Here is an 11,350-nt window from a genome sequence, read left to right as displayed (position 1 = left end):
ATATAGGATGGGGTGCATGAATATTTTTTTAGAGTTATTTCTTCTTTTTTGCAAAAAATGTCTCGGTTCTTAGAGGGATGGTTGCGTCTTGAAAATTTTAACACTAAGGGAAAAATAAGGGTTCTGATGGGATGGCCTGAGCAACTTTCAGATTATGAGAAAAGAATGGTAATCTGGAGATGTAAAAGGAATAAATAAAGATAAGGACCCCACCATGACAATAAAAACACTAGGGATTGATATAGCCAAGCGGGTATTTCAACTGCATGGCGTTGATAAAAGAGGCAAGACAGTGCTAAAGAAGCGTATTGGACGTGACCAATTGCTTAGCTTTATTGCCAATCTACCTCCATGCCTTATAGGAATGGAGTCTTGCAGTGGATCTAACTACTGGGCCCGCCAGTTTCAGCTTTACGGGCACGAAGTGAAACTGATGAGCCCACAATATGTAAAACCATATGTTAAAACGAATAAGAATGATGCGAATGATGCTGAAGCTATCTGTGAAGCAGTAGCACGGCCTAATATGAGATTTGTTTCAATTAAAACTATAGAACAGCAGGATATCCAATCGCTCCATCGGTACCGTCAAAGAGTGGTGCAGCAAAGGACGGCCCTTGTCAATCAGATTAGAGGACTGCTTAGTGAATATGGACTTGTGGCGCCTCAAGGTATTGGGTGTTTGAGGGAGAAATTACCTCAGTTTCTGGAAAATCAAAATAACTTGCTGACAAGTTTAGCTCTGGAGGTTTTTTGCCAGCTTCATCAAGATCTTTTGGAAATTGATAAAAAAGTTAAGCTTTTAGATAAGCGGATCGCCAAAATTTGTAGCGAGAATAAAGCATGCCAAAGGATTAAAAAAATTGAAGGGATTGGCCCTTTAACAGCAACAGCTCTGGTATCAGCAATTGGTGATATCTCTAACTTTAAGAATGGGCGTCACTTAGCCGCTTGGCTAGGATTGGTACCACGTCAGCATTCTAGCGGAAATAAAAAGGTGCTGCTCGGCATTAGCAAAAGAGGGGATCGGTATTTAAGGACGCTTCTTATTCACGGAGCACGCGCCTTTATTAGCTTTGCTAAAAGGCGTTCTAATTGGTTAGAGAAGCTGATTGAGCGTTGTGGTAAACAGAAAGCTTATGTAGCTCTAGCTAATAAGAATGCAAGAATTGTATGGTCTCTACTTGCCAAACAAACTGAGTACCACTCTATTCACTAGATATCCCATAAGTAAAATTATAAGGATGACCTACCACCGAGGTTTGCTAGAGTAAAATAAAAAGATGACAAAGTGAATTACCAGCTTCTTGAGATCCTGTTTTGCAACACGGTTTACAAAAACCATGGTTCCGATAAGGGCAAGAAGTGATCGGATATACCATCTGGGCTAGAAGGATAAACCTTCGTTAAAAGCCGAATATACGTCCGCACCTCAATGTTTTCTTTTAAAAAAACTCTTGCATTCTTGCTCAGGCCATATACGTTGCAAATTTGGAAATAAGGTGATTTAAGATTGCAATCCCCCAGGGACTGGACAGAATTTAGGCGTAAACGTTGAAAAGACGATTGAAAAAACGAACCTGATCTTGATAGCTTTTTGTCAAATAAATTGTTTGCTCTTTAAGCATCATGGCCATGGCTTCAATTCCCTTGAGCGTTCGGTTAGCCGCCTTAAACGATTGGAATCCTAGCATGGGACGGGTACGACGCTTGATACGTCGATGATCCTGTTCGATGATATTGTTGAGATATTTGATTTGCCTATGCTTGACGCGTTCATCCAGACACCCTTCTCTTTTTAATTCTTCGATAGTTGGGTCCATCTACATAAAGATACCGTCTTTATTGTCAACTATGAAAAGCAAGATTTTGATTGAAAGATTTATTACTTTTCAAGATTCCAAAAAATATATGGAGTAGCTTTCTCATGTTAGCGACAATTATAACTTTTGAAGGCTTACCTTTATTTATCAGGCGGTTTACAAAGGCTTGAAAAGCGTTGTTATGATTTTTTACAACAATCGTCGACATATAGAGCGCTTTTCTAACCTTTCTAGATCCTAATCTGGAGATATGTGATTTACCCTTAACAGACGTTCCAGACTGGAAATGGGAGGGAGTAACACCTACAAAAGCAGCATATTGCTTGGCATTTTTAAAACGACTGACGTCAGGCATATCAGCTAAAATGGTCATTGCCGTTTTAGTTCCAATCCCCTTGATTTCTCTAAGGATATCATATTGCCTTTTCAGTTTTTGTGAGTTAGTGATAATATTCAATGCTTCTTGTTCTAATTTTCTTATCATGTCTTTGATAAATTGCATTTCTTCATTTATGGAATTTGCTACAATTTTATTTATAATTTCTTTCTCAAGGGAATTGGTCAATCTGTTTAATTCCATTTTAAGAATATCTATTCGAGCATTAACTTCGTATAATTCTTTATTTTCCCGAGGCTTTGGGCTCCATAAAACAGGACAATTTTGCAAGCAAAACATCGCAATTACTTCACAATCAGATTTATCTGTCTTCTGACGTATCATCTTACTGAGCCTGAAAGACTTAACTTGCAAGGGATTAATTACGCTTACCTTATAACCAGAGTTGTATAAACAATCTGCTACTGCCTCTGAATAAGAACCAGTGGATTCCATACAAATATGAGGATCAGTAAGCCCAAATTCCTTAATCCATGAAATTAACTCTTCACACCCCATGCTATTATTATCAAAAGAATTTTTCTTGTTTTTTCCGTTAAGCATAACGCAAGCGTCAAAGGTTTTTTTAGATATATCAATTCCAATAACATGAACATTTTGCATATTTACCTCACACAGTATAATGAGCATAGTTTTTAACCAACCTTGTAAAATGCATGATCACTCAATCTTGAGGTCATAAGATACCGTTCGGTTTAAAACCAGATATGGGCAGAGAGAGTTGACTCTTTATGACGTGCTCACATGGCACAGGAAAGTAACCGGCTTCTCTCTGCCTTTTATACCAGCATATTAGCTTCATATACTGGATACTTGAAAGATACAAGGATACCGTCTTCCCAAAAGTGTTATCGGCTTTGCTGTTCGTTATTATTACCGTTATAAAATAAGTTTAAGAGATTTAAGTGAAATGCTTGAGGATAGAGGCCTATCTTTTACTTATAAAACGATTCGAAATTGGTGCCAAACCTGGGGTCCTGTTTATGCCAGAGATATCCGTCAGAAAAGAGGATCAGCTTTTACAGGCAAAGGAGACCATCCCAAAGTTGGGGGTCGTATAGGTTTTATTAGATTTCCATGTTTCTATAGATGGTAGAGGGGTGGGTATTCATTGTTTTAGCGATGTTTTTAATAGACTCCCCTTCTGAAAGCAGGCGCTTGATCAAGCTTTTTTGTTCTGGATTGAGCTTAGAGGGGCGACCAAAATTAACGCCTCTTTTCTTTGCCAAATGACGTCCAGTACTTGTGCGTTCCTTAATCACTTCTCTTTCAAATTCAGCAATACCTGTAAATACTGTCATCACCATACGGCCGGCATGGGATGTTGTATCAGCCCATGGTTCGCACAGTGAACGAAAATAAGCTCCCACCTGACGAAGCTTGTCACTTATTTCGAGTAAATTTCTTGTAGAGCGGGCTAACCGATCTAAGCGCCATACAATAATAGTGTCATCTTCTCGTAAGTGCTCAAGCATCTTTTCTAGCTCAGGTCTTTTAGTCGAGTACAGGACTAGCATTACTGCTAGTCCTGTACTCGACATATGTATGATGGATTTGTCCAAGCTGCCATGGAAGTGTTTGGTTCCCGAGCTGTTGTTATTGATAGGTTTCACGTGGCCAAGTTATACCGGGAACCACTTGACGCCTTACGGATTAAGGAAATGGCTCGCCTAAAATCTGAATTGCCTCAAGAAGAATATGAGAAGTTGACAGGAATGATGTGGATATTGAGAAAGAAGCATGAATGTTTATCTCAATCGGATAAAGCGGCGCTAGAAGTCCTTTATAAACATTCCCCAGAACTTAAAAAAGCCCACAGCTATGCCTTAAAATTAACACATATTTTCAATAGTAAAAGTAAGAGAAAGGCTGCTCTTGCTAAGCTTGAGCGGTGGATTGCAAAGGTTAAGAAGAGTGATATCAGCTGCTTTAATAAATTTATAGGCACATTGCAAAAATACAAATCCAGTATCGCCAACTATTTTAAAGACCGCAAAAACAGCGGATTTGTTGAAGGACTCAACAATAAAATCAAGGTGGCTAAAAGAAGATGCTATGGTTTCTTCAAACAAACTTCTCTCTTCCAGCGGCTACAGTTGGATTTAATGGGATTTAAGAAATATGTCTAAATCTATTTTCACTAGAAACGCAGAAGAGCCAGAACAAAGTTTTTCGAGCAATTAACTTGACTTTCCATCCTCTTGAACAAGATGCGACGCAACATCTTCTATAGTCTTATATTTAAATAAGTCCTTTATATTAATTTCTATTCCTAGGTGTCGCTTTAGTCTGTTAACTAGCCTTATACTTGTAATGCTATCTCCTCCTAAGTGAAAGAAGTCGTCTCTAATGCCTATTTTATCTTTCGGTAAGCCAAGTACTTCAGCCCAGATGTCATGCATAGAAACTTCTAATGCATTCCTTGGAGCTACATAACCATCAATAGGAGAAAATTCAGGCTGCAGCAAAGAATCTCTATCAAGCTTACCATTAACATTTAAAGGAAGATTTTCGAGATGTACTAAAACATGAGGTACCATATAATCTGGCAGCTTCTCTCGTAGAAATTGCTTTATCTCACGCTCATCAAGCTTGTGATCAGCAACATAGTAGCCTATTAAGTATTTATTGTTCGCTGCATTTTCTGCATGGCCTACTTGCTCTTTAATAATCACTGCACTCTGCTTGATTCCTTTAAAATTTGATAAGATTTTTTCTATTTCTCCCAGTTCAATTCTATATCCTCGAATTTTTATCTGAAAATCATTACGTCCTATGTATTCTATATTTCCATCCTTAAGCCATCGAACCAGATCTCCTGTCTTATAGAGTCTCGCGTTCTTTCCTAATCTCTTTTCTTCTTCTGTTTGAAAAGGATTAGGTATAAACCTCTCTGCGGTAAGCTCTGGTCTGTTTAAGTAACCTCTAGCAAGTCCAACCCCTCCAACATAAAGCTCTCCCACGACCCCTATAGGAACTAGCTGCAAAGAAGAATCAAGAATGTACACTGAAGTGTTAGCGACAGGCGTTCCAATAGGTACGGAAGGAGTGTCTATTACTTTTCTAGTTGCATCATAGCTGGTAGCAATAATAGTACTTTCTGTAGGTCCATAAAAATTGTATACTTGGCATCCTTTTATCTTATGAGCTTTGATAAGCACGGAAGTCAGAAAACTCTCTCCTGCTAGCATAATTTTACGAATATATTTGGCTTTCTGTATCTTTTCTTGGTCTAAGAGGATATTCATCATGGATGGTGTACTAAGGAAAGCAGTAATTTGATGTTGCTCAATTAGATTGATCAAATACTCTCCATCGCTTAATCCCTGAGAGGTAGGAATAATCACAGTAGAGCCATTTAATAATGGCCACCACAAACTCACAACAGCTCCATCAAAACTAAAAGAGAACTGATGAAGATAACGCTCTTGAGGAGTAAGAGGTGTATACTCCTGCCACCAAAAAAGACGATCACAAATACTCTGATGTTCAATCATGACGCCTTTAGGCTTGCCAGTAGAGCCAGAGGTATAAATCACATACGCTAAATGATGAGCTTGACTTGCCTGCTCCAAATTAGAAACAGGATAATCTTTTAAAAAAAGAGGATTATCAATGAGCACGACATCTGTTTCTATTTTAGGGAGCTGATTTATTAAGTGAGCTTGGGTTAACAGTAATTGAACTTTGGTGTCTTCAAGCATAAACTGAATACGCTCTTGAGGATAATTTGGATCAATTGGTACATAAGCTCCTCCTGCTTTTAAGATGGCAAGAATGCCTATAATCATCTCTAAAGAACGCTCACAGGCAATCGCTACTAGCGTGTCAGGCTTCACCCCTTTCTCTCTTAAATAATGAGCAACCTGATTGGCTCTTTCGTTAAGCTTACGATAAGTTAAAGAAGCACTTTCAAAAACAACCGCTGTATGATCAGGAGTTTTATCAGCTTGAGCTTCAAATAGTTGATGAGTAGTTTTGTCTTGAGGATATTCTTTATCTGTTTGATTCCAATCAATGACAATTTTCTTAGCATAATCAGGAGATAGATTTAGCACCTCAGTAAATTGCATCTCCCCCATGGCAAACGCATTAAGTTTACTAAAAAAGTTTTTTATATGCCATCCAATATCATAAAAAAACGTTAAATCATTCCTGTATGTTATGGAGATTTTATTTTCTTTACTATCATAGAAAACATATAATAAATATTCATTATCTAATAGGACATCATAATCGTAAGCAACCACAGCTTTTGGTTTTAAGCTATCATCTTTTAGCATCTCTCCCTTATAAAAAGAGCTCTGACTCACATTATAGATATCATTATCGAATTTTTTAATAAGCTTTTGGTATGGATCTAATAATTTACTCTCAATAAATTTTCTAATAGGTATTTTAGGTATTTTTTCTGCCTCACACAAAAAATCATAACCATATATTCCCTCTTGCCTTGCATTGAGCAACATTAAAAGATATACGGTTAAGAGCTGTAGATCTCCTGGAGTTAAATGAGCTTTATCAAGCTTTAGATTATAATTTTGATATCCAGTAATTTTATTATTGAGTGTCTTTAGATGATCAATGTGGAATACAGCTTCGTTGTCTTTCAAGGTATGATAGTAGTCGATTAGTTCAGATAAAGTCCTTTCATAATTCCTAAGCTCATAAAAACGGTTGCCATTATCGTATCGAGTATGAAACTCTAGATTTTCTTCTCTAGGCCTTAACAAACTAACAGTAGTATCAATAAAATTTTCTGTAATTTCGTTATAAAGAGAATCTATGGTATGTGCCTCATCTAACTCCTTATAGCGACAACATAGAGTAGCCGCCTTGGTATCTTTCCCCAAGAAGGACGCGATAGAAAGCTTATTATCTTTTAAATTAAGATAAAAATTAATTTTCAATAAATTATTGAAATTTTTTAAATGGCTATTGAAATCAATTAAATAATCAAACCTTTGAGAGATGAGAGAGCCCTCATCTACTATTTCTAAATTATACTTATATCTTTCTTTCCATCTCAGCGTCTCATCTCTGCTTGGAAGGATATAAATAAAATGTCCTGCATCTATTAGGTAATCAATTAATTTCTGTGCTAACTTATCATGCTCTGAATTAATTAAAAATTTTAAAGGTCTCATTTTAGGATTTACCTCAAATATTTATAGATTCCATTCTATTTTCTTAAAACTCTCCTTAATATATTTATCTTTATCTAAGGAAGATTTTTTTAACACGTTGAAAACATTCTTAACAATAGGAATGTCTGGAGTAATATCAAATCCTTTATAAATATCTTCAACAATGGAAATTGATTTCTTTTCATCTTTTAGGATATCATTTAATAAATCTTTATTAAACTTTTTCTCAGAGTTAATGTTTAAATAAAGCTTAATAAAATCCGAAAAATGTTCACCTATACTTTTTTTGTAATCATCTGGCATCTTTTGCCAAGTATAGCTTAATAAATCAAAGAAAAACCCATAATGCTTCGACTCATCATTCATATGGTCGTTAATATAATACCGAATAGAAGGATGAATATCATCACTATTGAAAAATTCTACTAGCTCTCTTACTAAGGTAGTTTCAAAAATACAAACAGCAATAATCTCAAAAATTTCGTGGTATTTTTTGTCTAACTGTCCTTTTATTAATGTTACAGCATGGTAAGCATCTGAAACTGGATAATCTACTTTCTTCAAATCAGGATAATGTTGATCTAATTGAAGCAGCATATCTTTTGCAACATATACATGATAATACTCATCAATAATGATAGTACATGCATTTAGTTTTATCGCTTCAGGATATTTTACAACTAAATCACTGTATATAACTCTCGTACATGCAGAGTTAATTAATTTTATCTCTAAATTTATTATATCATTTAAATATTTATAAAAAGTTTGTAACAGAATTTCTTCTTTAATTTTTTCACCTAAATTTACAATTTCTTGATTTAATAAAAGAGGTTGTTTTTTTTCTGGAAAGAAATAACCATTTTCCTTAAAGTCAATATATTTTCTTGGTCGTGTTCGAATTGAGCTTCTTGTCTCCCATGTTTCTTGGTAGGTATTGACGAAGTGCCTCTCTATGGGGTTTTGTCTCAGTTTCTCATGATCATTTAAATTTATAGCTGTTTCCATATGGAGTCATTCCTTTTTATTATAACGCATTACCCAACATTTTACAGGTAGCTGAAGGCATAGTCTAGGGAATAAAATACCCATAACAACAAAGGTGACATATATTGGGTACTGTCGCATTTGTTGAAAATTGAGAGATTAAGGTGTAAAGGTTTAGAAAACAGTCTGTTTAGATGCTCACCATATGTCCCCGTCTTCTTCCCCATTTTAAAGGATTTTGTTCTTCTCCCTCAGTTATCATGCTTTTTGTGTATATGAAATGTCGATTTTCTCTAAGCTACAGAGACTTGGAAGAAATGATGATGATCAGAGGGGCCATTATCGACCATTCGACGTTACAGAGATGGGTGCGTCGGTTTGTGTATCTAATTGATAAGCGTGTTCGTCAGCGCAAAAAACCAGTTAGGGGGAGCTGGCGCATGGACGAGACTTATATCAAGTTGAACGGGAAATGGGTTTACCTTTATCGGTCCGTCGATAGTCAAGGAAATACTATTGACTTTCTACTGCGAGCCAAAAGAGATGCTGATGCTGCAAAGGCCTTTTTCAGAAAGGCTTTCAAGCAGAATGGAAAGCCTGACAAAGTGACAGTTGACAAGAGTTGTAGCAACAAAGCAGCCCTTGATTATTTTAATAAGAATGTCTCAAAAGGCGATGAAATTGAGATACGACAAATCAAATATCTCAACAATATTGTTGAGCAGGATCATCGATTTATCAAGAAACGAACAAGGCCAACTCTTGGGTTTAAAAACTTCTATTCAGCCAAACAGACTATTTCAGGAATCGAAAATATTCGTATGATACAAAAAGGGCAAATAATTGGACAAACAGCTTCTCAATCTGCATTTCTTAATTTTGCCAACCTAATGGCTTAGGGTGTCCAAAATCAGGCCGTCTTACTCACAATTATACTCTCCTCAAACAGATGCGACAGTACCATACTTCATGCATACAAAAAATAATCACACACGGTGCCGAACAAAACCTTTTAAAAGGGGAGAGGAAACCTTTAAATAGAGCTACGACCGCCAGGTAAATGCCGATATAGAGTGGAAGGAGCAATCTTTTAGCAGCCGATAACCCGGCTAAGGTTCTCTCTTTAATAATAGAGCGTTCAAACTCGGCCAGAGAGGCAAAAATATGAAAAATTAACCGCCCGCCTGACGTGGTGGTATTGATCGCTTCAGTGAGAGATTGAAACCCTATCTCTTGGCTTTCGAGTTTTTTGAATTTGTTGCGTAAATAGAAAAAAGAAGTGGGAAAAGGAAAAATTAGTTATCTTGGATTCTAGAAGAAAGGGTAGCTAATGCCCTATAAAGAACGTCTTCGCAAACATGGTTGCCCTGGCCAACGAAAAGCTGACTATCGCGTTAAAAATTGGTCTGACTATAATCAAGCTTTAAAAAACAGAGGTTCTTTGACTTTATGGATTTGCCAAGATATCGGCAATAAATGGTATGCTCGTAAAAGCTCTTCTTCCCAAAAAGGCAGGCCCTATTATTATTCTGATTGTGCTATTACGATCATGTTAGCTCTCAGAACCATGCTTAAGCAAAAGCTAAGGCAAATTCAAGGCTTCGTTGCCTCGTTATTTGCATTGATGGGCCTTAATCTGGATGTTCCTGGTGATACGAGGTTATCTCGCCGCGGAACCGTTGCTCTTCTTACTTGCCAATTAGACAAAATGAATGAGCCAGGTCATCTTGTTATTGATAGCACGGGCATCAAAGTTTATGGAGAGAGTGAATGGCTAGAGTCTAAGCATGGGAAACACTATAAACGTAAACTCTGGCGCAAGCTTCACATTGGTATTAATGAAGAGGGGTTGATTGTTTCCCGAATGATGACCGATCATCTAGCAGATGATAGATCTTGCTTACAAGATCATTTGCGACAAGCTGATCCGACAAAAGTAACCGAATTAATTGCTGACTCAGGTTATGATGGTCAAGAGACTTATGATCAGCTGGAATCAGCCAATATTAAGCCTATTATTCCTCCAGCTCGTGGGTCCCCATCAACTGCTGATGAGGCAATCTCACCGCGGCAAGAAACGGTTAACTACATTGATAAAAAAGGAAAATACGCCTGGCAATCTAAAAACAAATACGGACGAAGAGCTAAAGTAGAAAATACGATGTATCGCTATAAAGAAATTATCGGCGGTAAACTTAATGCAAGATTATGGAATAACCAAGATGCTGAATTGCATCTTGGATGCTTCATCCTGAATACTTTTACCAACCTTGGTATGCCCAAATCTGCTAAAATGTAACAGTTTTGGGGGAAAGGGGGGTGCTCTATCCTTACTCTACATTTATGCAACAACGCCCCTTTTATTGACAACCTTTTCTATTTACGCAACAACGCCATAAAAAGGCCCATAGAGTTTTACTCAAATCTGTTGAGCATCGGGATCATAAACGTCTTAATAATAGAATAGAAAACAGTCATCAGCCGACCCGAGAAAAAGAGAGACAGATGAGGGGTTTCAAAAGTGTGCCAAGTGCTCAAAGATTTTTGAGCAGTATGGGTGCTTTTCTTAATCTCTTAAAAGTAGGACGGTATAAACAGGGTGCCAAAGAGTATCTACAAAAGTTTATTCAATCCCTTGACATCTTTAATGAGATTGTAGCCTCATACCAACATTATGCCAAATAAGGGGGGAAAAACCTCGTTCGGCTTATTCCTTCTAAACAACTTGGTACCCCTGGAGGTTATTATCCTTACTTATTTTCTAAATGCAACAAAGCCACTTTACCTGACATTTTTCATTTTTGCACAACAAGAAACCTACTGATCTTGACAATATTATTGAGAACATACAATTATAGGTCAGATAAAACGTGGAGAGAAAAGGCATGGGGACAAAGAAGAAAACTAAAATGATTGTTAGGAGTTATTAGTCATAAAAAAAATTACATCATTTCGAAAATATTATAAAATGTTCAATTTTATTGGTTCGCTTTACA

The 11,350-nt window shown here is 36.8% G+C and carries 9 protein-coding genes and 2 pseudogenes; 5 read left to right on the top strand and 6 right to left on the bottom strand.

Annotated elements, in window-relative coordinates; all coding sequences use genetic code 11:
* Nucleotides 1-214 precede the first annotated feature (214 nt).
* Nucleotides 215-1,219: an IS110 family RNA-guided transposase gene (locus ID47_RS00910; protein ID WP_038462882.1), complete on the top strand. Its 1,005-nt coding sequence runs from the start codon at nucleotides 215-217 to the stop codon at nucleotides 1,217-1,219.
* Nucleotides 1,220-1,541: 322 nt separating this feature from the next.
* Here the strand turns inward: ID47_RS00910 and ID47_RS00905 are convergent, their stop codons facing one another.
* The 3 genes from ID47_RS00905 to ID47_RS00895 all read right to left on the bottom strand — a co-directional run bounded on the left by ID47_RS00905 (nucleotide 1,542) and on the right by ID47_RS00895 (nucleotide 3,761).
* On the bottom strand, nucleotides 1,542-1,823 hold the full coding sequence (locus ID47_RS00905; protein ID WP_232223248.1) for a DDE-type integrase/transposase/recombinase: 282 nt from the start codon (nucleotides 1,821-1,823) through the stop codon (nucleotides 1,542-1,544).
* 25 nt (nucleotides 1,824-1,848) lie between these two features.
* Nucleotides 1,849-2,823, bottom strand: a complete 975-nt coding sequence (locus ID47_RS00900; protein WP_038462879.1) for an IS110 family RNA-guided transposase — start codon at nucleotides 2,821-2,823, stop codon at nucleotides 1,849-1,851.
* 464 nt (nucleotides 2,824-3,287) lie between these two features.
* The gene (locus ID47_RS00895; protein WP_232223247.1) at nucleotides 3,288-3,761 is read right to left on the bottom strand and encodes a recombinase family protein; all 474 of its coding nucleotides are present in this window, start codon (nucleotides 3,759-3,761) and stop codon (nucleotides 3,288-3,290) included.
* On the opposite strand from ID47_RS00895, the gene ID47_RS12185 reads away from it, so the two are divergent.
* Nucleotides 3,762-4,349 carry a transposase gene (locus ID47_RS12185; RefSeq protein WP_075261536.1) on the top strand — a complete coding sequence of 196 codons (588 nt, stop codon included), beginning with the start codon at nucleotides 3,762-3,764 and terminating at the stop codon, nucleotides 4,347-4,349. It begins immediately after the preceding gene.
* A 51-nt stretch (nucleotides 4,350-4,400) separates the two neighbouring features.
* On the opposite strand, the gene ID47_RS11460 is transcribed toward ID47_RS12185, so the two are convergent.
* Both ID47_RS11460 and ID47_RS00880 read right to left on the bottom strand, forming a co-directional pair.
* Nucleotides 4,401-7,367: a non-ribosomal peptide synthetase gene (locus tag ID47_RS11460; protein WP_051908337.1), complete on the bottom strand. Its 2,967-nt coding sequence runs from the start codon at nucleotides 7,365-7,367 to the stop codon at nucleotides 4,401-4,403.
* 21 nt (nucleotides 7,368-7,388) lie between these two features.
* Complete coding sequence (locus tag ID47_RS00880; RefSeq protein WP_051908335.1) at nucleotides 7,389-8,375, bottom strand: diiron oxygenase; 987 nt, start codon at nucleotides 8,373-8,375, stop codon at nucleotides 7,389-7,391.
* Between the two features lie 173 nt (nucleotides 8,376-8,548).
* On the opposite strand from ID47_RS00880, the gene ID47_RS00875 reads away from it, so the two are divergent.
* The gene (locus tag ID47_RS00875) at nucleotides 8,549-9,253 is read left to right on the top strand and encodes an IS6 family transposase (protein WP_038462876.1); all 705 of its coding nucleotides are present in this window, start codon (nucleotides 8,549-8,551) and stop codon (nucleotides 9,251-9,253) included.
* Nucleotides 9,254-9,387: 134 nt separating this feature from the next.
* Here the strand turns inward: ID47_RS00875 and ID47_RS13790 are convergent.
* A pseudogene (locus tag ID47_RS13790) lies at nucleotides 9,388-9,599 on the bottom strand (recombinase family protein); the annotation flags it as partial.
* Nucleotides 9,600-9,684: 85 nt separating this feature from the next.
* Here ID47_RS13790 and ID47_RS00870 point away from each other — a divergent pair.
* Both ID47_RS00870 and ID47_RS13785 read left to right on the top strand, forming a co-directional pair.
* Nucleotides 9,685-10,653 carry an IS5 family transposase gene (locus tag ID47_RS00870; protein WP_038462873.1) on the top strand — a complete coding sequence of 323 codons (969 nt, stop codon included), beginning with the start codon at nucleotides 9,685-9,687 and terminating at the stop codon, nucleotides 10,651-10,653.
* A 128-nt stretch (nucleotides 10,654-10,781) separates the two neighbouring features.
* Nucleotides 10,782-10,937 (top strand): annotated as a pseudogene (locus ID47_RS13785) (DDE-type integrase/transposase/recombinase); the annotation flags it as partial.
* Between the last annotated feature and the right edge of the window lie 413 nt (nucleotides 10,938-11,350).

Origin of the sequence: Candidatus Paracaedibacter acanthamoebae (genome assembly GCF_000742835.1) — a bacterium.
Classification (GTDB): Bacteria; Pseudomonadota; Alphaproteobacteria; order Paracaedibacterales; family Paracaedibacteraceae; genus Paracaedibacter; species Paracaedibacter acanthamoebae.
Note: the sequence above shows the minus strand (reverse complement) of the source record. Positions and strands in the feature narration are given on the sequence as shown.

Bases quoted from the DNA above. Each gene is read 5' to 3' on its own strand.
- ID47_RS00910 (WP_038462882.1), top strand. From the start codon at position 215: ATGACAATAAAAACACTAGGGATTGATATAGCCAAGCGGGTATTTCAA.
- ID47_RS00905 (WP_232223248.1), bottom strand. From the start codon at position 1,823: ATGGACCCAACTATCGAAGAATTAAAAAGAGAAGGGTGTCTGGATGAA.
- ID47_RS00900 (WP_038462879.1), bottom strand. From the start codon at position 2,823: ATGCAAAATGTTCATGTTATTGGAATTGATATATCTAAAAAAACCTTT.
- ID47_RS00895 (WP_232223247.1), bottom strand. From the start codon at position 3,761: ATGTCGAGTACAGGACTAGCAGTAATGCTAGTCCTGTACTCGACTAAA.
- ID47_RS12185 (WP_075261536.1), top strand. From the start codon at position 3,762: ATGTATGATGGATTTGTCCAAGCTGCCATGGAAGTGTTTGGTTCCCGA.
- ID47_RS11460 (WP_051908337.1), bottom strand. From the start codon at position 7,367: ATGAGACCTTTAAAATTTTTAATTAATTCAGAGCATGATAAGTTAGCA.
- ID47_RS00880 (WP_051908335.1), bottom strand. From the start codon at position 8,375: ATGGAAACAGCTATAAATTTAAATGATCATGAGAAACTGAGACAAAAC.
- ID47_RS00875 (WP_038462876.1), top strand. From the start codon at position 8,549: ATGCTCACCATATGTCCCCGTCTTCTTCCCCATTTTAAAGGATTTTGT.
- ID47_RS00870 (WP_038462873.1), top strand. From the start codon at position 9,685: ATGCCCTATAAAGAACGTCTTCGCAAACATGGTTGCCCTGGCCAACGA.